Source organism: Mucilaginibacter kameinonensis, from assembly GCF_003675385.1.
GTDB classification, from domain to species: Bacteria; Bacteroidota; Bacteroidia; order Sphingobacteriales; family Sphingobacteriaceae; genus Mucilaginibacter; species Mucilaginibacter kameinonensis.
This window is the reverse complement of record NZ_RCWZ01000001.1, coordinates 469,749-488,525: the sequence shown is the minus strand read 5'-3', so window position 1 is coordinate 488,525 and position 18,777 is coordinate 469,749. Positions and strand designations below refer to the sequence as shown.

Genomic DNA, 18,777 nt, shown 5'->3' with positions numbered 1-18,777 from the left:
ATGGCTGAACTTATATGTTTAAACATCTATATTTGTTTCAACAATTGAGATAATCATGTCATTAGTAGAAAAATTACAATGGAGATCGGCTGTTAAGAAATTCGATCCCAGCAAAAAAATAAGTGCAGAACAATTAGATGCTTTAAAAACAGCTATCCAGTTAGCACCATCATCATTAGGTTTGCAATCATATAAAGTGATTGTTGTACAGGATGCCGAAACCAAACAAAAACTACGTGCGGTAGGGTATGACCAGGCACAAATCACCGATTCATCGGCCCTGTTTGTATTTGCTTCATTAACAAACCTTGACGAAGATTTCGGCAAAAAATTCATCGATCTTGTGGCTTCAACCCGCAGCATTGCCCGCGAAAGCCTTGCAGGTTACGAGCAAATGGTATTAGGCACGCTGGCCAGCCGCACAGATGCGCAAAAAGTTGAATGGTCGCACAAGCAGGCTTATATCGCTTTAGGCGTTTTATTGGCCGAAGCTGCAGAGCTTGGTGTTGATGCCGCTCCGATGGAAGGTTTTGACGCTGCAAAATTTGACGAGATCCTTGGCCTTAAAGAAAAAGGGTTAACCACCACAGTAATTGCAGCGGTAGGTTTCCGTGCGGAAGATGACGCATACAGCAAAATGATAAAAGTACGCCGCCCACAAAGCGAGCTTTTTATTGAAGCGTAAGTTTTTAGTTCATAGATGATGGTTCATAGTTCATAGCCATCTTGTAAAACAGGCGATAGAATTATTTCTATCGCCTGTTTTTTTATGTATCCTACTTTCTTACTATGAACCATCAACCATGAACTATGAACCCGAAGATGATTTCCTGATAAATAGCTTCGATTTTAATACATGCTCTTTTTTGGATGCATTGCCGTTATTTTCGAGCACATCGAACAATAACGTTGCCGCTTTTACACCCATTTCATAGGCTGGTTGTGTAATGGTTGAAAGGGGAGGACACAATAGGGGCGCTACCCTCAGGCTCGAGAAACTAATTACCTTCAGATCATTGGGTATTGAAATGCCGAGATCATTGCAAACATAATAGGTAGCGAAAGCCAAACGCTCTACCGAGCTGAAAATTCCATCGGGTTTAATTTCCTGAAGGGCCTTTTTAAGGATTTTATAATTCACTTTTTCGTCGTTACTGCAGTCGATAACGAGGTTATCATCAAACGCGATCTTGTGTTTAGCCAGGGCATCCAAATAGCCCTGCATCCTCACTTTACCAATCGAAATACTTTTATTAACCACCAGGTAGGCTATTTTTTTGCAGCCGGTTTTAATCAGGTGTTCGGTAGCCGAAAAACTACTGTCATAGTCATTGGTGGTTACTTTGGCAGCCTCAATATCCTCATAAACACGGTCGAAGAAAACAACAGGAACGTGTTTTTTTTCCAGTTGACCTAAATAATTATGATCATTAGCCTCTCCGGATACCGACATGATAATACCATCGGCCTTGCCATTGTTAAGATAGTTTACAAACGAAACCTCTTTTTCAAAAACATCGTCGGTACGGTAAAGTAAAATATAAAAGCCTTTTTTGCGGGCAACCTCTTCAATTCCGTTTATGGCCTGCGAAAAAAAGTCGTTGGCAATTTCAGGAACAATAACGGCCAGGGTTTTGGTTTTTTTATCGCGGAGGTTACTGGCGTAGTGGTTGGGTAAATAATTATGCTGCTTGGCGTAGGCCAGGATGCGCTCTTTGGTATCTTTATTAATATCAGTATTTCCGTTAAAGGCCCTCGATACGGTTGATGTGGATATGTTGAGCTCTTTTGCCAGTTTCTTGATATTAATATTATCCATTTTTACCTGCTAAATCTATTTACTACATGCCAAATGTAATAAAACAGATCAATTGTGTTTAATAATCAAGGCGATAAATGTTAAAATCTCATTAGAAAAGCAGACACTGTTTGATATAGGGTTTTGCCGCTTAACTGTAAGTTAATCAATGGCATGTGCTTTGCATTGCTATTATGAGCTTAAGAAGGATACGGATATGGCGAAACGAATTTTGATAGTTGATGATAACGAGTTGATGATAGAGGTAATGACCTACATTTTGCTCGGCAAAGGCTACCAGGTAGCCTCATCAACCCGTGTCCAGGAAATTTTTAAGATCATTAAAACTTGTCATCCAGACCTGGTGATCCTGGATATTGTTAATGCGGGTATGGACGGGCGGGAGCTTTGCCGGCTTATTAAATTGAACTCGGCCACCAAAAATCTGCGCGTAATTGTTTGCTCAGAAAGTGAAGAAACGGATGCAATGATACCACAAAAAGGAGGTCCGGACGACGTTTTGCACAAACCATTTGGCATGAACAGCCTGATCCGCAAGGTTGAATTACAGCTGGCTGCGTAATTGGGTTTGTAAAATAATTCACTGTAATAAAGGAAGTTAAGAGATTAATTGAAGCCATAAACCAACTGTTGTTGTTTTTATAACATGGGATATGTATGTTTACCGGAGAGAAGATAAAGATGGGATTGCCACTAAGAATAACTTTTAACGATACCGATTACGTGTATCAAATCAACACCTCGCCAATTACCCCGGCCACCAGCGAACTTGAAATTTTACTGAACGGAGAGAAGATCATTCTGCAAAAAGATGCCCGCCGTGTTTGGGTGCAAGCTGGCGAAGGCCCCGTGATTGAACCCGATTTTGCACAGGCTTTGGGTCGCTCTGTGGCTTTGCGGTTCAGGATGTAAAAAAAAGTGTCATTTCGACGAACCGGGCAAGGATTTGCTTGGGAGTGAGGAGAAATCTTATACGCCCGGTCTGCAAACTTTAAATTGCGAGTTTATATAACGTATAAGATTTCTCTTTCGCATCGATGCTCAGCCCTCCTCCGCTCTATCGAAATGACATTCTGTTAGAGGCCTTTTACATCAATCCCAACGTCACAACCCCCATTAAAATCATCAGGCCATCTTCAATAATGGTTACGGTGCTCATGGGCAGGTTAAACACAGCGCCAAGGCAGGCGCAACGGATCTGCCTTTTATTGAAAACGCTTTGCAGTACACCAATAAGACTTATAGTCATTACTATAACCATGATAGTGTTGACTGCTACCGGCGCTATATTCAATGCAAAGGCAAGGCCCAGGCCCAATTCAACAAAAACATAAATGTAACCCCATACTCGCCAGCGTTTGGCTACTACATCGTACATGCTGTAACTGTCGGCAAAGCCACCAATATCCAGCAGTTTGAAAAATGAAAACACCAGGAAAAAGCCGCTCATGAATACGCGCATCATGGTCATGATATTAAATGCGCTGCTATATCCCGTAATTAATGATGCCGCCAGCAGATATCCGAATATAAGCAGGATGGGTTTATAAGTTTGAAGCCATGTGCGGTTTTCGGTATCATCAACCATGCTCATAGTATGATGGTGCTGCTCCGCTTCGCTAAGCTGGTATTTGGGATATGCGGCAAGGGCCTGCTGAAGATCGGCTGTTGATACGTGCTTTTTCATGGTGATATCGGCGGTACCTTCGGCCAATGAGATATCAACCTTTTCAATATTGGGAACCTGCTGTAGCAGGCCTTGTACCTTGGCAAGACATCCGGTGCAGGTCATTCCGGTAATGTTATATGTATGTGTCATGATAATTTGTAATTGTTGATACAAAATTACCATGAGGTTGTGCCCAAGCTGTTACAGTATTATAGTTATGATTTATGACATTTACAGTTGAGGCCTAAAATTCATATATCCTCCAGATTCCTTCGTTTACTGCCCTGTAAAGCCTTAAAAGCAGAAGGCGTCATCCCCGTTACCTGTTTAAACTGGCTGGACAGGTAGGCAACGCTGCTATAGCCTAACTGAAAGGCTATCTCCGAGAGATTGAGTTCACTGTAAATCAGCAGCTCTTTTACTTTTTCAATCCGTTGGGCGATGTGGTATTTTTCGATAGTTGTACCTTCTACCGCCGAAAACAGATTACTGAGGTAGCCGTAATCATAATTAAGCTTCGATGTAAGTAGCGCCGAAAGTTTTAAGGGCGATTGGGCATCTGTATAATGAACCTGCCCAATGATAAGCGTTTTGATCTGTTCAATGAGGCGGCTCTTTTGATCGTCAATCAATTCAAATCCGAGTTCGTTTAGCGATTTTTCTAATTGTTTAAGCTGTGATGGGGAAGGGGCTTCCTGAACTTCCACTTCGCCAAGATCAACAGCGAACGGCTGCAACCCTACTTTTTCAAGTTCGGTTTTTACCATCATTTTGCAGCGACTGCAAACCATGTTTTTAATATACAGCTTCATGGCAGCAAAACTACTACTTTACGGCTTCATCCACCAGTTGCTTTAATTCCTTGTAACGTTGTTGCCGTCCGTCGTTTTTAAGATAGAAAGTCATCATAAAGGCGGCGTATTTTTTATCCTTATCTATCCACGGGAAACTCCCGAACAATCCCGGACTGCTTACTGTGTGCTCATCAAATACCCACTCGCCATATCCGTATCCCAATCCTCCGGCTTCGGCAGGGGAGTAGGCTATCTTTACGTCGGGCGTGATCCTGTTTATCTGCATCTGGGCTATGCTGTTCTCGCTTAGGATGCGTTTACTGTTAAAAACGCCCCGGTTCATGACCATGGTTAAAAAATTCAGGTAATCTTCGGGGGTGCTGTAAGCCCCGCCAGCGGGTAAGGCGACTTTGCCATTGCCAAAATCAGTATGAAGCATATTCAGCGGACGTGCAATGCGCTCGGCAAAAAGGGTTTCGAAACTTTTGCCGCTGATCTTCTCAATGAGGGCACCGGCAATCTGCAAACCGGCGTTGCTGTAATGAAAAACTTTTCCGGGTGTGCCTTCAATTGGTAAGGCCGCGATATCGGCAATAGCATCGTCCATCGAGTTATCCTGGCGCATATCCTGTAGGCTTTCCTTTAAGGGCGGGGTTTTGATCCCGGTTTGATGCGATAAACACTGGCCTATGGTGATACTGCCTTTTCCATGTTGGGAGAGCACAGGGAGGTATTTGCCAACGGTATCGGTAAGTTTTAGCTTACCTTCATCAACAAAGGTCATAACCAATGCAGCACTTAGCCATTTGCTGCAACTGGCAATAGTTGCCCGTGAGGTAGAGGTGTAATCATCCAGATCGGCCTTTTTACCTTGTTTGCGGGCAACCATCCGACTTACAAATTTTTGCCTCATGTTCATATCATTTGCGGCGTGGTTATAAACGATCTTACCATCCTTATAAACAACAAGTACCACCCGGCCGCCCATTTCTGAAGCGTGGTCGTTCAGCCAGGTGTCGACTTTGCCAAAATTGTATTGCGCATCCGCTTTAATAGCGCAAATGGAAATGAGTAATAAGAGTAGGATTGATCTTGTTTTCATTTGTGGGGTGATTTATGCGCAGGTTTGACTATCAAGCTAATTTAAAGTTTATTCGGACATGATAAATAGCTTGTTGATGGTGAAAACATTGCGCACATCGACTCTCCCTGGCGTCGCTGCGCTCGCCACCCTCTCTACGCCAGCGTAGAGAGAGGATTTTAGCTTATTTTTTCTTACCCTCTTTGCCTGGAGGGCAGGCCGGGTGAGTCAACTACGAGGCTTGTCATTTTCCCTTGCTGTCTTTTCATGGGGCCATTGCCCTCCCGATGGGAGGAATAAAAAACGCGCACAAAAACACGCTGTTTTGTAGTCTCAACTTCCTTTTTTACCCGTTTAACGATTGTTTTTCCTCTCCGAACTAATTGTAATACCCATTATTGGGGATTGTACTTTTCTTTGTATCACAAAACCGAAAGGCTATGAGAACTAACAGAAAACCTTTATATCAACGAAAAGCATTCATCATTATCATGATTTTATTCCTGGGCTTTGTGGGCATCCAGTTTGTACGCCCTGATGTTCCCAATCCACCCGTAACCGGCGATCTGGAAGTCCCTGCCGATGTGAAGGCCATTGTTCAGCGCGCTTGTTATGATTGCCATTCTAACAACACCAATTTACGCTGGTACGATAAGATAGTCCCGGTTTATTGGGGAGTAGCATCACATATCAAGGATGGCAGGGCTGATCTTAATTTTTCGGAATGGAATAAACTCGCTCCCGCCGATCAGAAAGCAAAACTTTGGGAATCTATCAATCAAATTATTTCAGGAGCTATGCCTTTGCCAAGCTATACGGCAGTCCATACCGAAGCCAAGGTATCTCCAGCCGATCTGGGGGTGCTTAAAAACTATCTTGCAAGTATGGTTCATAACAAACCTGCCGATACCGCTGCTATCAACGCGGCAGATAAGCAATATCAGCATTGGGAGAAAAATGAAACAGCGATCGCCAAATTGCCAACAGCTGCCAACGGTATTGCTTATATCCCCGATTATAAAAACTGGCAGCCCATCAGCACCACCGAGCGTTTTGACAATAATACCTTACGCGTAATTTTTGGTAATGACATAGCTGTAAAAGCCATCAAAGAAAACAACATCCACCCATGGCCAAACGGAGCCATTTTTGCTAAAGTTGCCTGGGCACAATTACAGGATAAAGACGGAACAACCCATACCGGCGAGTTTAAACAGGTTGAGTACATGATAAAGGATGATAAAAAATACGCGTCGACCTATGGCTGGGGATGGGCGAGGTTTAAAACTCCAAAAATGGTTCCGTACGGAGGCGCGAATGTATTATTTACAAATGAGTGTATGAATTGCCATAAGCCAATGGCCGCCGAAGATTTTGTATTCACCCTACCCATTAAACACTAAACCCATGAAAGCATTTTATAGTTTACTTGCAGCATGCGCACTAATGTTGGCAGCCTGCTCAGATAATAAACCGGTTGAATTATACAACACCAAAGCAGCGCTGCCTTCGTCGCCAAAATATAACCTCGACGGACTTAAAGTAATTACCTCATTTGTTAATAAAACAAAGGGAACGGCTTCAACGCTTTATGGTAATGATCTGGCATTAAAAGCCGCCATCGAAGGGAATAAGATAATTGCTGCAAAAGAGGTTTTTACTTTGGTAACCTGGAAACAGCAGGATGATGACCACTGGTTTGGCGCAAAGATCCCATCAGATGTTGAATCGGTGGAAGTGATCAAAACCGCTTCGTCGGGCAATAATGTCGCTGTTAATTATGAGCAGTTAGAAGGTAGAAACCTCGACTTAAAAACAGATACATCAGGCCAGGCCGAAAGGATTAAATACATCCTTGGTCAAAAACCTTCAGTTTTGCCGTAGCAATTAAACTTGCTTAAATAAATGGAAACAAAACAGGGATGGTGAATTAATTCATCATCCCTGTTTTGTTTATGGGGTATTTGCTCAATTAGTTTTAAGCCTTGAGGTTTTAGTTTTTTAGGCGATATCAATCTCTGTACGATCTCCATCCGCAGGAGGCACATCAAGTGCTTTTGCCGGCTCCAATCCGGAAGCATAACCAAACAGGCGCCGTTCTTTGATAATAGAGGCAACTTCTGCAGGTACAAATTCTTCCCAGCCGGTGGCGCCCAGTTTTATCAACTCCAGCACATTGTCGGTTTCAACGTTAAGGTTATTTTCGTTGTAATGCCTGATATCTTCTATTTTATTATTGGCTATCAGGTAGCGGTACAAGTCTATCAGGTGCGGCGGCAGATAAAAACGTAAACAGTTCCAGATTACGCCATCGCGCAGGGTAGGGTATATGAATAATTTTACCTTACGGCTGAATAGCGTAGCGAACGATTCCAAGATACCGCCCGGCAGGTCTTTATAATGCTCTTCAGAGAAGATGTACTCCAGGTTAGGGAAACCAAGTACTACACCCATTTTAAGTTTGGTGATCTTTGACAGATAGGCTACCAGCTTATAATACTCGTGGAAGTTGGAGATCATTACCGTTTGCCCCAGTGAACCGAGGATGTCTACCCGGTCAAGGAAGTCCTTTTCATCAATATCGGCATTGATATCGGCGTTGCGTTCTTTAAGGGCCTGTAGTGTAAGCTCGGTAACTACCACAACATTTTCCTTGTCAACATCCGATTCCTGCAGGAACTGTTTAACACCGGTATTTAACATATCCATGTGCACATTAATAACCGGGCGGAAGCGGCCGCGCACCATTACGATGTGCTTTTTGTACAAAACTTCTGAAGGCTGCAGGTTTTTACCATCCGGCCCGAACAGCGCGGCATCCGAAAAGCCATATTTTACCAGGTGAAGGCTCATCAAGCGGTTATCAACCTTGGTAAAGTTTGGCCCCTCAAAGCGGATCATGTCAATCTGGATCCTGTCGCGCGAGAGGTTATCCATTAGCGACAGCAGGAATACCGGCGGGATCTCATTGTAATAAAAGCAGGCATACATCAGGTTTACACCCAAAATACCTACGGCCTGCTGCTGCAGGTTATTATCGTTATCCAGCAATTTAACGTGAATGATCACATCGTTGTACTGCCCGTTAGGTTCCAGCTGAAAGCGTACACCCATCCAGCCATGACCTTCGTTGGTTTTGTTGTAGTTGAGGGCCGATACCGTATCCGCGAAAGCGAAAAATGTTGATGTATCGCCGCGCTGAGCACCAAGACGCTCAATGATAAGACCGTATTCGTGGCTAAGCATAGCCATTAATCGCGGTTCGCTCACATAACGGCGGCTTTGCTGTACCCCATAAATGGCATCTGAAAAAAGCATGTCATAAGCCGACATGGTTTTGGCTATGGTGCCGGATGATGCCCCGGCTTTAAAAAAGTTTGCTGCTACGTCCTGTCCTGCTCCAATTTCGGCAAATGAGCCATAAATTTCGGGGTTAAGATTAATGGCCAGTGCTTTTTGCTTGGTCCCAATATCTTTATTGTGAATGGCATTCATACCCATAAATTATTATAGTTTACTGTTACCAGTAGTATAACCTAAGAAGAGCTAAAATTACACTTTTTTAAGCGAAGGCGTGTTAAGAATGTATTACAAAATAAGTAATGTCCCATTTTATTACTTTCAGAAAATAAATTAATGTGTTTTTGACAGGTTATCGCGGCGTGCCGGAGGGTTTGTGGATCAATAAGATATCTTCATGCAGCAGCGCTGAACAGGCGGGTTTGCCCTAATCAAAAACTGAACAATCTGAACAGCCCTCTTTTAGCACTCATATGTTTAAATTTATATGAATGCAAAAGTTTTAAATCACAGGTTATTTAAATCCCTTTCAGAAATGGATCTAAAAAACGGACAAATCGACGTTTCGTTCATGCCTATCTCCAGCAGGTGTGGTACAGCCGTATTTGAGAATAAGGTAACGAAGCAAGTGTATCATTGTAAATTTGTTGAGATAGGTTCAACATACCGCATAACGGCAGTAATGACAAACGGAAAATCATGGTTTGGGCCGGAAAGCCACTTGATGGCTGCCAGAATGCTTACTTCTCCGTTGGTGGATGTACCGAAATTAAAGGTTATCACCAATTAAACTACCCTTTCCCTAAAGTATTAAGTCGTCTGTGAAAAAATGTTAAAAACATTTGCGTAGTTAAATGGCTACATTTATATTTGTAGTCAAATAGCTACACGATGAATTTAAGACGAGACGTATTCCAGGCTATAGCCGATCCAACCCGGAGGGCTATCCTTTTGCTCGTGGCCACTCAAGCCATGACTGCCGGCGTAATTGCATCCAATTTTGATACAGCCCGGCCTACTGTTTCCAAGCACCTGCAAATACTTACCGAGTGCGAATTGCTTAAACAGGAGCAAAACGGCAGGGAGATCTATTATCATATCAATGCTGAAAGAATGAAAGACGTAGCCGACTTTATTGAGCCCTTCCGCGCTATGTGGGAAGAGCGGTTCAACAAATTAGAAGATATCATGAAAAACTATAAAGGCAATTAACATGGAGAAGAAAACCAAAATTGATGCCGAAAACGGCAAGCAGGATTTAACCATAACCAGGGTATTTGAGTTACCGGTTGAATTGCTTTTTAAAGCCTATACCGAGGCCGAAATTGTTGAGCAATGGATGGGAACCAAGGTGCTGAAGCTGGAAAATAAAAAGCACGGAAGCTGGCAGTTTGAAACCAAAGACCCGCATGGTAACGTGGTTTTTAAAGCCAACGGAACTGTTCATGAGTTTATCCCGGATCAAAAAATTACCCGCACGTTTGAAATGGACAACGCGCCATTTGATGTACAGTTGGAGTTCCTGGAGTTTGAAAAACTTACCAACGATACCAGCAGGCTTAATATGCATGTGGTGTACAGAACGCCGGAGCTCAGGGATCAGATGCTGAAACTGCCATTTGAATATGGCATAAACATGGCACATAACCGCCTGCAGGAAGTATTAAACAAATTAAAATAGTAGCCTGTTATGAAAAGAAATAAAATTATTTACTGGATTGCTACCCTTTGGCTTGCTTTAGGGATGATATCAACCGGGGCGGTACAGTTAATGAAAATGAAATCGGGGGCGGGAGGGGCTGATAGCGTTGCCCATTTGAGTTATCCCGCTTATTTTCTGACGATATTGGGTATCTGGAAAGTTCTGGGCGTTATAGCGGTGCTCATTCCTAAATTTCCGGTGGTAAAAGAATGGGCTTACGCAGGTTTCTTCTTTGCTATGTCGGGAGCGATTTTTTCGCATCTTGCGGCGGGCAATGCGGTGAATGAGATATTTCCTGCTTTGCTTTTACTGGTACTAACAGTAATTTCGTGGTATTTCAGACCGGCAGACAGAAAGATGAGCCCGGTTAACCAATAATAAACAACATGAACCCTAAGGTTGATTTTTATTTTAACGAAGCCGAGAAGTGGCGGGAAGAAATAGTGCAATTGAGATTGATTGCCCTTGATTGCGGATTGACCGAAGAATTGAAATGGGGCTGCCCATGTTATACCTACCGGGAAAGCAACATTGTTTTAATACACGTATTTAAAGAATACTGCGCGTTTTTATTTTTCAAGGGCGCGTTGTTGAGCGATACACATCAGATCCTGATCCAGCAATCGGAAAATGTGCAGGCAGCCCGGCAGATCAGGTTTACCAACGTTGAGGAGGTAACCGAACAAAGGAGTATCCTGAAAGCCTACATTTACGAAGCCATTGAGGTGGAAAAAGCCGGTTTAAAGGTAACCCTGAAAAAGACGGAAGATTTTGCCGTGGCCGACGAGTTTCAAAGCAAATTAGATTCGATTCCGGCACTGAAAACTGCATTTGAAGCCCTGACGCCAGGCCGCCAAAAAGCCTACCTGCTGCATTTTTCGCAACCCAAACAATCATCAACCCGGGAAGCCAGGGTTGAAAAATGGATGCCGCAGATATTAAATGGTAAGGGGTTGAATGATTAATTATATAACCCGAAAAGGCGGGGCTGCGCGATTCCCCTCTTGAGAGGGGTGTAGGGGTGTGTTATCCTGGAGGTCATGAACGCCGAAGAAACACACACCTGCCATCACACTATCTTTCGCGCCCCTCTCAAGAGGGGAATCGAAAAAAAAGACCAAAATCTAACAAACCACAATCAACAATAACATGAAACTATCACCAGAGCAACAGCAGGAACTTATTGGGGTATTGAAAACCCGCTTTGAAAAAAACATGAACCGCCATACCGGCATGGAATGGGCCAAAGTACAGACAAAGCTGGACGCCAGTGCTGAAAAGCTATGGTCTCTTAATGAGATGGAAATAACCGGCGGCGAACCGGATGTTGTTGCTTATGATGAAAATACCGGCGAATATGTTTTTTATGATTGTGTTGCCGAAAGCCCCAAAGGCAGGCGGAGTGTTTGTTACGATCATGAAGCGTTGGAAGCCCGTAAAGAATATAAACCCGCAAACAGCGCCGTTGAAATGGCGAAGGATATGGGTATTGAGCTTTTAAATGAAGAGCAGTACCGCGAACTGCATAAGCTGGGAACGTTTGATACCAAAACATCAAGCTGGATAAAAACACCTGGGAATATCAGGAAACTCGGCGGCGCTATTTTTGCCGATTATCGTTACGAAACCATTTTTATTTACCACAACGGTGCCGAGTCGTACTATGCTGCCAGGGGTTTCAGGGGAGCGTTAAGGGTTTAAAATCAAAAACTCCCGAAATTAAAATCAGATGGCCGGGTGGGGGTAAATAAAGTAACGCGTCGTGATTTGGCGGATGGATTAAACAGGCTTTCTCCCAGTGTTTTTATTTCCTGCTCTGTAAGAATGCCAGTTTTACCTTCCCATTGTGAACAGCGCTTTTCCTGAAAATCAACGCGAAAGCTGCCTAAGTAATATTTTTCAAAGTCCTGACCTACGTTAATGATAAATTCATCCGTTTTAAACCGGTCGCTCAGTTCTTCTTGTTCCAGTGCTGCTTTATAGCTATCATCTTTTAATTCTATATAAAAGAATAATTTCTCAATATTGCCTGATTTGAGATTGGGTGGTATTTTGGATTGCAGCAAAAATGGACTTATAAAAATTTCCTTTTCTCCGGCTTCTGTTTGAAGGTTGATCGTATACGAATTGAGCATTTATCGGTTGTTATGTAATCAGAGTTTCTGAGTAGGGTGCAAAAAGCAGAGTATTCAGAATGATTGCGTAAATCATTCTGAATGACCAAGCTACATAAAATCAGGAATATTGCAATAAGATGAAAACGTTTCGCCACATCATCTGTAGTTAGTTTATTTACTAACATGGTGGCAGAAAATACTACACTAATTGTAAGCGCATTTTCAGGACTTGCCGGGGCGTTGATTTCACAAACGCTTACCGGCCTGTTTGCCTATTTGGGCGATAAGAGGAAAGCAGATATCGACCTGAAAAAACGCTATCGGAGCAAACAGGTAGAAATAGCCGAAAGCTATTATTACGTCACCGGCGAAACGATGTCTATCCTCAAAAAAAGCGTTCAGCTATGGAAGGGGCGGAGCATTCCCCGGAGCGAAGCCAGCTACCGTTCAATGACCGAAAGTTTGAAGGAGGCCGATGCTCAGCTCAAAAAAATGAACATCGACAACTGGAAACATAACCTGATCGGTTTGTACTTTAACGTATCACTATCCTATGATGAACTGATTGCCGCCAATAATAAATCGCATGAGTTGTATCTCAACGTGCTGGACCTTGCCGATAAAATAAAAAACTCGAATGATGAAGAAACCCGGGAAAGATATATCGGCCAGTACAGCGTTGGCATTTTTGATTTGTGCAGCCAGTATGATACGGTTTACAATATTCTTGCCGGTGATATGGAAAAAGTTAAAGTGGAATTAATGAAGAGTTTTGAATTATAAAGAGCGGGCTGGCAAGCGAGTTTATTCATAAATAGTTGCGCCTTTTAACATATCGGCAAACACCCTCCATGAAGCCGTGTTGGCATTAATGCTCAGATCAAGATTATCGTAGTAACCTTGAATATCTTCGGCATAAGAAGCCAGGGCGTCAAGGAAACTTGCTAAATCTATATTTTCCCAGGAATTTCCCTTTGTCTCAAGATCTTTCTTCAATCCAAGTACAAACTTTATAAATGAATCACGATCATTGACATCTGCCGGTGTTATATTTTTGCTCATGAGAAGGCTTTGTCAAAGATACTATTTGTGACTAAAGCAATTATTTATTTGACTGTAGTTTTCCGTTGATATTATCGCTTACATGAACTACAGACATGCTGCATTTGGTCAGCGCCTCTCGCACCCTTTCCAGTTCGGCTTTCATGCCATCTAAATGGAAATTATATTCTGTTTCCAACTGCTGAATAGCCTCTAAAATGCGTCGTTCGCCTGCTAATAAAATGTCGTATTCTGTTGGCTTCATATTGGTAATGTTTGTAATCGCTACAATCAACCAACATTTGACATTCACATATAGGTTGCTGTAACAGGATATAATTGCGCATGCCGCTTTCTGGGATGTGATTAAGGTGCGGCATGTTTAACAAATGAAAAGTTTTGAATTTCAATATCAAAACAGAATCGACGATTAGCGTGAATGTGTCGATGAATGTGGATAACCGGAACTTGAATGTTTTATTGTGTTTAAGAGACACAATAAATGTAACCCTGTAACAGAATTATCGTAATAGGCTTGAAATCAGAAAAGAAGGCGGGAAATGTTCATGTATTTGGAGGAGAAAATTGAGTTATTAAAGAAACAAGTTTTGATTAATGCAGATATATTCCCGGCTATTGAGGCCGACATGGAAGCTTTAACCGACAAGATTAGGCAAGTTACACGTAAAGAGCTAAGCCCAATCTCCTTGTGCAAGTTGTACGGGTTTAAAGAAACAAAGTTTAAGCCATCATTACATACACTTAATGTGCTGTCAAACTTCTGCGGATACAAAAGCTGGAAGAAGTTTTGCGAATTAACATAACCGTAGGAAATGGATACCGGTGTAAGTTCTTCTCTTAGTCGACTCTTTTTCCCAGAATTTTTAACCCTCTTTCCTGATTGTCCAGGATAGCTATATTGGGGAGGTTTCCCCATTCTTCGAACCCAAAGTTTTTGAATAGCCGCAAACTGGGCTCATTATGCGCGAAAATAAAACCGACCAGGGTTTTTATTTGAAGCGATGGGGCTGCAGCAATGCTATGCTCCAGTAATTTTTTTCCAAGTCCCTGGCCCCGATAGCTGGCATCAATGTAAATGCTGATCTCGACGGTTGCATTGTAGGCCGGTCGCCCGTAAAAGGATTGAAAGCTGATCCAGCCAACAACATTCTGGTCGCTATTCTCCGCTATCCACAATGGTCTGATATGACCATGCTCATAAAACCACTTTTTTCTGCTTTCAACAGAAACGGGTTCGGTATCAGCCGTTGACATCCGTGATGCAACGGTTGAGTTATATATTTCAACTATTTTGCTTAAGTCGGCTTCCGTAGCATCTCTAAACTTTATCGGCTCCATAACATGTCATTTAAAACGTCTTTATCCAAAGTTAGGAGGATAATATATGTGAAAAAATGCCGATTTGTTATCTGTTAATGCGCGGGTTGCATTAATGGGGGAGGGAATTTAAAAATGAACTGACCCTGTAACCGATTAAAAACAAAAACGGCTGATCATAATTCCAGATCAGCCGTTTTGCATTACTACGAAAACACGATGTTTAATTTGTAAAATGGATTTCGACACGCCTGTTTTTCTGACGGCCGGCAATTGTTTTATTTGACGCTACAGGATGGGTATAACCATATTCGGTAGCTGCAATACGTGCTGAATCGGCGCCGTTTTGTACAAGATATGTTTTGACAGCTTCGGCCCGTGCTTTTGATAGCATCCAGTTGTAAACGTATGCGCCCCTGTTATCGGCATAGCCTCCCAGCTTGAGTGAGGCATTGTTGTCTTTCATCAGTTTAGCAACATTTTTCAAGTTGTTGTGGGCGTTATCCGGGATGGTTGATTTGTTAAACCCAAACTCGATGTTTTTGATTTTCATGTTGGCCAATGCTTTCGGCGATAGTTTTTTGGGAGAATCGTCTTTTTTTGTGCCTGGTTTATCCGGATTCCCTGCCATTGCGGCGAAGTTTAGCAAACAAAACAATACGGCTAAAGCCGTTGTGATTGGTTTTAAATAATTCGTTTTCATGGTTTTAATGTTTATATTTTTAATTGATATTCTTCATTTTAAGATTGTTTTTAATGAGCGGTCTCTCTTTTAGATATCAAATGTTCATTGAATGCCAGCAACAAAGAGGGCAATATCAAACCTGCCAACAGTGCTAAAAGATATATTAACAGTGATCTCGGAACCGTCGATTCCCGTGTGTCCGACTGTTCAATTACAGTAAGGCTTAAATCAGCCGCCTGTGTACCTGATCCATGTATCAGCCTGGTATATTGTTGCTGCTTGTTTTTGATAACTGCGTTTACGTGGGCCAGGGAGTCATTTAATTGCTCGGATAAAAAGGCGCCTACAGATCTTGTCCATTTAGGCTGGCTGCTGTCCCTAATCCGTTTGTCCCTGAACGTTATGGCATTTAAAAGTTTTTTCTGTAATGATCCGATCTCTAAATTGAAAGCGGACGCGTTCGCATCGGAATCCCGTAGCTGTCGCTGCTTTGCAAGTTGCGCGTTGTTAAAATCCGTTATTAGTTTTTCGATATGACTGTCGCCAACATCATAGCCGTCGGGGATTAAAACAAAAGTGTAGAGGGGTTTGGTGAGATAAGGTTTAATGGCGTCAAATGCATCTAAAGCAACCTGCTCTTTTTCGGGTGTAACTGTTGGTATCGTTTTTCTTATGTGGTTCAGCACGTTCTGCTGCTGCCGGTATTTGTTTGCAATTGCCTTATAATATGTTATGCTATCGTTTAACTCAGGGATTAATGATTTGTCAATATCTGTTTTGCCGGTTAAGCTTGTTTTCGCGTATCGGTTGTTTATAATTTCTATCAGCTTATTTAAAAAGGCCTGGCCCTTTTGAGCATTATTTACATTTATACTCAGTTCAAAACTATTACTGCTTAAAACTTTTGCATTCAAATTTTTACTAAACAGTTCAGTCAAATTAGCAAAGGGTGTGATTTTAAGCGTTAGCGGAGGTTGTGTTGGTTTGAAAGCGGGACCTTTTATTATGGTATAGTTTAAAGAGCCGTATTTAACAGAATGGTATAATGGTACATCTGTAAGGACATTGTTTTGATCGATCCTGCAGACGCTGCCATTGATTAAATTAATAGTGATTTCAGCGGGAGAATTATAGGTACTCCCTTTGCCAAGCACAAACTTAATGGGTAACGAATCTCCATAGAGTTCCGTTGTTGTAAAAGTGCCTTTGCGATAGTAACTTACCTGAAGCTTTAGCGCTTTAACGGCATTTTTTATCGCAGTTTCAGACCGTAGTTCGTTGATTGCGGTAATAGGTAATTGCCAGTTGTTGGATGTGGCCACTTCTACCCGTACTTTGTATTTGGGTGACGAAAAAAGCAAATAAACAGAAGCCGCTAATACAAATACTGCTACAGAAGCAATAATGAGATATTTGTTGCGGAATAAAAGACCTGAAATATTCCTTCCCGGACCTTTGTTGTGATCCTCGTTCATAGAATATATTGATTTCGTTAATTGTAAATATCTGTAATTTAGAATGTTATATATTTTGAACAGATGCGTTAATGGTTTGTTTCTTATATAGATGCAGGTATCGTCGATTTTCATAGTGCTTCACATTTTGTTATAGCTAAGCTTCTCAATTCCACCTCAAAAATTGTAAAGCGCTATACACAACATTTAATGGTCAGCTTATCGATGATTTTAGTTCGCTGGTTGTTTTTAACCGATTGATTATCGTGGCCATAGGTGTTTAATGTTATGACGAATTACAGCGTATCAAAGAGGGGAATAGCTATGAAATATCTTAAGCTTAAAAATGGAGAAACGCATATCTAATCGGCAACACACTTGGTAAATGTGCTCTTTCAGCCGCTAAAGCGATGCTTTTTACTTGGCTACACCTAAGGTTTTAATGGTCTTGGGTATTGATGTACCTGGTAATGAGGTTTTAACAGGTGGCTATTTTGGCTTGGAACCAATTGGTCATTTGCCGTACCTTTGGCGACGGAGAGCGGGCTTGTTTTGCAAAAATGTGTCCCACTTTATTGAATTGCCAAGCTTAAAGCAAGCATTGGATTTGTACTAACCTAAACCCGATACACGAATGCAACCTGCTGTGAATAAAGCATTATACGGAACCTTTAATATAGATATGCTGCCCGCAGAAACTATTGATGTTTCTGATAAAATCAATGATTATGTAAGTGGCGATGTTATACGAATACCGAAAGATTTGGTCTTTCATAAGGTTTTTGGATCGGTTAATGGCAATGATAAAAAATATCTGCAAATATCTATTGGTGATCGGGTTTACAACATTCTCGAAGATCGATATACAGAAGATATAACCATTTCGTTCGCGCAAGCGGAAAGTACAATAAAGATCATATATTATTTTTTTACCAGTCCGCATTCAAACTGGCGCGCCATCCTCGCAGGGCAGCTATTTCAATTAAAGGGTTATGGGATCTTATCCGAAGCGGAGTTATATATTCATGTAACCGATACAAACAACTATACAGCAGAAATAAAGGAGATCATAAGCAAAATTACTCCTTCGGCAATAGTAAGCGTTTCTACAATCAATCAATTTGAATATCCTGCATTTAAATTAATGCACGATTTAGCAAAGCAGGATCCAAAGAGCACTTTTTTATACTTTCATAGTAAAGGAATGACACATAACCTGCATTCCCGCTCACTTGAAGAGATCCTTTTGTTTACAAAAACGTTTGAAAACTGGAGGAAAAACATACAGTTATTAAATAAAGAAGATAAGCAAAAGGCGGGACTATTCCCGTCGGAAGAAGGGTGGATTTGGTTTAACTTCTGGTATGCAAAAGGGGCGTATCTGGCTAAATGTGAAGAGCCGGAAATAACAGATTACCGATATTATTATGAAGCCTGGCTCGGCCGCGCTAATCCCGAAAAAACAGTACCTCCAACTGATTGCCTTAGTCTTTATAAAATTAAAAATGCATCTAAGTATTACTTCTCGCCTGCCGAAGCTAACATATATAAGGTAAACCTTATGGAAAAATTCTTCTCAAAGGATAAAGAGTTTAAAATTGTACGAACACCAGCTATGATACGTACCCAGCTAACGATAGATTCATTTTTTAAACAGTTTAAAAAGTTGGTTAAAAAAGGCTAATAAGATTTAAGCGGGAAGCGTAACTTTGCAGAGTAATTCACTCCAATCTATAACCTCTGTCGTCGCCTTTAAGCTAAAAATAGAGTTCAGGCG

General features: G+C 41.8%; 24 protein-coding genes. 13 read left to right on the top strand and 11 right to left on the bottom strand.

Annotation, left to right across the window (positions count from 1 at the left end):
- Positions 1–55: 55 nt before the first annotated feature.
- Positions 56–685 (top strand): NAD(P)H-dependent oxidoreductase, encoded by a 630-nt coding sequence (locus EAH55_RS02200; RefSeq protein WP_121808307.1) that lies wholly within the window; start codon positions 56–58, stop codon positions 683–685.
- 123 nt (positions 686–808) lie between these two features.
- On the opposite strand, the gene EAH55_RS02195 is transcribed toward EAH55_RS02200, so the two are convergent.
- Positions 809–1,819, bottom strand: coding sequence for a LacI family DNA-binding transcriptional regulator (locus EAH55_RS02195; RefSeq protein WP_121808306.1), 1,011 nt, complete (start codon positions 1,817–1,819; stop codon positions 809–811).
- Positions 1,820–2,015: 196 nt separating this feature from the next.
- Between EAH55_RS02195 and EAH55_RS02190 the strand changes: the two genes are divergently transcribed.
- Together EAH55_RS02190 and EAH55_RS02185 are read left to right on the top strand one after the other, a co-directional pair.
- Positions 2,016–2,381 carry a response regulator gene (locus EAH55_RS02190; RefSeq protein ID WP_162996724.1) on the top strand — a complete coding sequence of 122 codons (366 nt, stop codon included), beginning with the start codon at positions 2,016–2,018 and terminating at the stop codon, positions 2,379–2,381.
- Between the two features lie 95 nt (positions 2,382–2,476).
- The gene (locus EAH55_RS02185) at positions 2,477–2,731 is read left to right on the top strand and encodes a hypothetical protein (RefSeq protein ID WP_244228078.1); all 255 of its coding nucleotides are present in this window, start codon (positions 2,477–2,479) and stop codon (positions 2,729–2,731) included.
- Between the two features lie 175 nt (positions 2,732–2,906).
- Here the strand turns inward: EAH55_RS02185 and EAH55_RS02180 are convergent, their stop codons facing one another.
- From EAH55_RS02180 to EAH55_RS02170, 3 genes are all read right to left on the bottom strand, one after another.
- Positions 2,907–3,638, bottom strand: a complete 732-nt coding sequence (locus tag EAH55_RS02180; RefSeq protein WP_121808304.1) for a heavy-metal-associated domain-containing protein — start codon at positions 3,636–3,638, stop codon at positions 2,907–2,909.
- 101 nt (positions 3,639–3,739) lie between these two features.
- Positions 3,740–4,300 (bottom strand): AraC family transcriptional regulator, encoded by a 561-nt coding sequence (locus EAH55_RS02175; RefSeq protein ID WP_121808303.1) that lies wholly within the window; start codon positions 4,298–4,300, stop codon positions 3,740–3,742.
- 13 nt (positions 4,301–4,313) lie between these two features.
- Positions 4,314–5,384, bottom strand: a complete 1,071-nt coding sequence (locus tag EAH55_RS02170; RefSeq protein ID WP_121808302.1) for a serine hydrolase domain-containing protein — start codon at positions 5,382–5,384, stop codon at positions 4,314–4,316.
- 419 nt (positions 5,385–5,803) lie between these two features.
- On the opposite strand from EAH55_RS02170, the gene EAH55_RS02165 reads away from it, so the two are divergent.
- Both EAH55_RS02165 and EAH55_RS02160 read left to right on the top strand, forming a co-directional pair.
- A complete protein-coding gene (locus tag EAH55_RS02165; RefSeq protein ID WP_121808301.1) occupies positions 5,804–6,766 on the top strand; it encodes a heme-binding domain-containing protein in 963 nt (320 codons plus the stop codon).
- A gap of 4 nt (positions 6,767–6,770) precedes the next feature.
- On the top strand, positions 6,771–7,247 hold the full coding sequence (locus EAH55_RS02160) for a cytochrome P460 family protein (RefSeq protein ID WP_162996723.1): 477 nt from the start codon (positions 6,771–6,773) through the stop codon (positions 7,245–7,247).
- Positions 7,248–7,364: 117 nt separating this feature from the next.
- On the opposite strand, the gene EAH55_RS02155 is transcribed toward EAH55_RS02160, so the two are convergent.
- Positions 7,365–8,858 carry a TonB-dependent receptor gene (locus EAH55_RS02155; RefSeq protein WP_112568212.1) on the bottom strand — a complete coding sequence of 498 codons (1,494 nt, stop codon included), beginning with the start codon at positions 8,856–8,858 and terminating at the stop codon, positions 7,365–7,367.
- Between the two features lie 340 nt (positions 8,859–9,198).
- Between EAH55_RS02155 and EAH55_RS02150 the strand changes: the two genes are divergently transcribed.
- The 6 genes from EAH55_RS02150 to EAH55_RS02125 all read left to right on the top strand — a co-directional run bounded on the left by EAH55_RS02150 (position 9,199) and on the right by EAH55_RS02125 (position 12,066).
- Entirely contained in the window at positions 9,199–9,453 is a 255-nt protein-coding gene (locus EAH55_RS02150; RefSeq protein WP_146749974.1) for a hypothetical protein, read from the top strand.
- 101 nt (positions 9,454–9,554) lie between these two features.
- On the top strand, positions 9,555–9,875 hold the full coding sequence (locus EAH55_RS02145; RefSeq protein WP_121808299.1) for an ArsR/SmtB family transcription factor: 321 nt from the start codon (positions 9,555–9,557) through the stop codon (positions 9,873–9,875).
- A gap of 1 nt (position 9,876) precedes the next feature.
- Entirely contained in the window at positions 9,877–10,344 is a 468-nt protein-coding gene (locus EAH55_RS02140; protein WP_112568218.1) for an SRPBCC family protein, read from the top strand.
- Positions 10,345–10,353: 9 nt separating this feature from the next.
- Positions 10,354–10,743 (top strand): DoxX family protein, encoded by a 390-nt coding sequence (locus EAH55_RS02135; RefSeq protein WP_121808298.1) that lies wholly within the window; start codon positions 10,354–10,356, stop codon positions 10,741–10,743.
- Between the two features lie 8 nt (positions 10,744–10,751).
- Complete coding sequence (locus EAH55_RS02130; RefSeq protein WP_208644773.1) at positions 10,752–11,330, top strand: YdeI/OmpD-associated family protein; 579 nt, start codon at positions 10,752–10,754, stop codon at positions 11,328–11,330.
- Between the two features lie 184 nt (positions 11,331–11,514).
- On the top strand, positions 11,515–12,066 hold the full coding sequence (locus EAH55_RS02125) for a DUF4256 domain-containing protein (protein WP_121808296.1): 552 nt from the start codon (positions 11,515–11,517) through the stop codon (positions 12,064–12,066).
- Positions 12,067–12,068: 2 nt separating this feature from the next.
- Here the strand turns inward: EAH55_RS02125 and EAH55_RS02120 are convergent, their stop codons facing one another.
- Positions 12,069–12,500 carry a hypothetical protein gene (locus EAH55_RS02120; RefSeq protein ID WP_121808295.1) on the bottom strand — a complete coding sequence of 144 codons (432 nt, stop codon included), beginning with the start codon at positions 12,498–12,500 and terminating at the stop codon, positions 12,069–12,071.
- Between the two features lie 165 nt (positions 12,501–12,665).
- On the opposite strand from EAH55_RS02120, the gene EAH55_RS30790 reads away from it, so the two are divergent.
- The gene (locus EAH55_RS30790; RefSeq protein WP_162996722.1) at positions 12,666–13,265 is read left to right on the top strand and encodes a hypothetical protein; all 600 of its coding nucleotides are present in this window, start codon (positions 12,666–12,668) and stop codon (positions 13,263–13,265) included.
- 21 nt (positions 13,266–13,286) lie between these two features.
- On the opposite strand, the gene EAH55_RS02110 is transcribed toward EAH55_RS30790, so the two are convergent.
- The 5 genes from EAH55_RS02110 to EAH55_RS02085 form a co-directional block, all read right to left on the bottom strand.
- Positions 13,287–13,544, bottom strand: a complete 258-nt coding sequence (locus tag EAH55_RS02110) for a DUF7660 family protein (RefSeq protein ID WP_121808294.1) — start codon at positions 13,542–13,544, stop codon at positions 13,287–13,289.
- 40 nt (positions 13,545–13,584) lie between these two features.
- Positions 13,585–13,788 (bottom strand): hypothetical protein, encoded by a 204-nt coding sequence (locus EAH55_RS02105; RefSeq protein ID WP_112568232.1) that lies wholly within the window; start codon positions 13,786–13,788, stop codon positions 13,585–13,587.
- 593 nt (positions 13,789–14,381) lie between these two features.
- Entirely contained in the window at positions 14,382–14,882 is a 501-nt protein-coding gene (locus tag EAH55_RS02095) for a GNAT family N-acetyltransferase (RefSeq protein ID WP_208644772.1), read from the bottom strand.
- A gap of 202 nt (positions 14,883–15,084) precedes the next feature.
- Positions 15,085–15,564, bottom strand: coding sequence for an OmpA family protein (locus EAH55_RS02090; protein ID WP_121808292.1), 480 nt, complete (start codon positions 15,562–15,564; stop codon positions 15,085–15,087).
- A 50-nt stretch (positions 15,565–15,614) separates the two neighbouring features.
- A complete protein-coding gene (locus EAH55_RS02085; RefSeq protein WP_162996721.1) occupies positions 15,615–17,021 on the bottom strand; it encodes a Wzz/FepE/Etk N-terminal domain-containing protein in 1,407 nt (468 codons plus the stop codon).
- A 625-nt stretch (positions 17,022–17,646) separates the two neighbouring features.
- On the opposite strand from EAH55_RS02085, the gene EAH55_RS02080 reads away from it, so the two are divergent.
- Positions 17,647–18,684, top strand: a complete 1,038-nt coding sequence (locus EAH55_RS02080) for a hypothetical protein (protein ID WP_162996720.1) — start codon at positions 17,647–17,649, stop codon at positions 18,682–18,684.
- The last annotated feature ends 93 nt before the right edge of the window (positions 18,685–18,777 follow it).

What these genes read in the sequence shown, in the direction of transcription:
- EAH55_RS02195 (WP_121808306.1), bottom strand. Translation starts at nt 1,819, where the DNA reads ATGGATAATATTAATATCAAGAAACTGGCAAAAGAGCTCAACATATCC.
- EAH55_RS02085 (WP_162996721.1), bottom strand. Translation starts at nt 17,021, where the DNA reads ATGAACGAGGATCACAACAAAGGTCCGGGAAGGAATATTTCAGGTCTT.
- EAH55_RS02155 (WP_112568212.1), bottom strand. Translation starts at nt 8,858, where the DNA reads ATGAATGCCATTCACAATAAAGATATTGGGACCAAGCAAAAAGCACTG.
- EAH55_RS02105 (WP_112568232.1), bottom strand. Translation starts at nt 13,788, where the DNA reads ATGAAGCCAACAGAATACGACATTTTATTAGCAGGCGAACGACGCATT.
- EAH55_RS02110 (WP_121808294.1), bottom strand. Translation starts at nt 13,544, where the DNA reads ATGAGCAAAAATATAACACCGGCAGATGTCAATGATCGTGATTCATTT.
- EAH55_RS02160 (WP_162996723.1), top strand. Translation starts at nt 6,771, where the DNA reads ATGAAAGCATTTTATAGTTTACTTGCAGCATGCGCACTAATGTTGGCA.
- EAH55_RS02090 (WP_121808292.1), bottom strand. Translation starts at nt 15,564, where the DNA reads ATGAAAACGAATTATTTAAAACCAATCACAACGGCTTTAGCCGTATTG.
- EAH55_RS02125 (WP_121808296.1), top strand. Translation starts at nt 11,515, where the DNA reads ATGAAACTATCACCAGAGCAACAGCAGGAACTTATTGGGGTATTGAAA.
- EAH55_RS02150 (WP_146749974.1), top strand. Translation starts at nt 9,199, where the DNA reads ATGGATCTAAAAAACGGACAAATCGACGTTTCGTTCATGCCTATCTCC.
- EAH55_RS02135 (WP_121808298.1), top strand. Translation starts at nt 10,354, where the DNA reads ATGAAAAGAAATAAAATTATTTACTGGATTGCTACCCTTTGGCTTGCT.
- EAH55_RS02165 (WP_121808301.1), top strand. Translation starts at nt 5,804, where the DNA reads ATGAGAACTAACAGAAAACCTTTATATCAACGAAAAGCATTCATCATT.
- EAH55_RS02095 (WP_208644772.1), bottom strand. Translation starts at nt 14,882, where the DNA reads ATGGAGCCGATAAAGTTTAGAGATGCTACGGAAGCCGACTTAAGCAAA.
- EAH55_RS02180 (WP_121808304.1), bottom strand. Translation starts at nt 3,638, where the DNA reads ATGACACATACATATAACATTACCGGAATGACCTGCACCGGATGTCTT.
- EAH55_RS02185 (WP_244228078.1), top strand. Translation starts at nt 2,477, where the DNA reads ATGTTTACCGGAGAGAAGATAAAGATGGGATTGCCACTAAGAATAACT.
- EAH55_RS02130 (WP_208644773.1), top strand. Translation starts at nt 10,752, where the DNA reads ATGAACCCTAAGGTTGATTTTTATTTTAACGAAGCCGAGAAGTGGCGG.
- EAH55_RS02170 (WP_121808302.1), bottom strand. Translation starts at nt 5,384, where the DNA reads ATGAAAACAAGATCAATCCTACTCTTATTACTCATTTCCATTTGCGCT.
- EAH55_RS02175 (WP_121808303.1), bottom strand. Translation starts at nt 4,300, where the DNA reads ATGAAGCTGTATATTAAAAACATGGTTTGCAGTCGCTGCAAAATGATG.
- EAH55_RS02190 (WP_162996724.1), top strand. Translation starts at nt 2,016, where the DNA reads ATGGCGAAACGAATTTTGATAGTTGATGATAACGAGTTGATGATAGAG.
- EAH55_RS02200 (WP_121808307.1), top strand. Translation starts at nt 56, where the DNA reads ATGTCATTAGTAGAAAAATTACAATGGAGATCGGCTGTTAAGAAATTC.
- EAH55_RS02140 (WP_112568218.1), top strand. Translation starts at nt 9,877, where the DNA reads ATGGAGAAGAAAACCAAAATTGATGCCGAAAACGGCAAGCAGGATTTA.
- EAH55_RS02120 (WP_121808295.1), bottom strand. Translation starts at nt 12,500, where the DNA reads ATGCTCAATTCGTATACGATCAACCTTCAAACAGAAGCCGGAGAAAAG.
- EAH55_RS02145 (WP_121808299.1), top strand. Translation starts at nt 9,555, where the DNA reads ATGAATTTAAGACGAGACGTATTCCAGGCTATAGCCGATCCAACCCGG.
- EAH55_RS30790 (WP_162996722.1), top strand. Translation starts at nt 12,666, where the DNA reads ATGGTGGCAGAAAATACTACACTAATTGTAAGCGCATTTTCAGGACTT.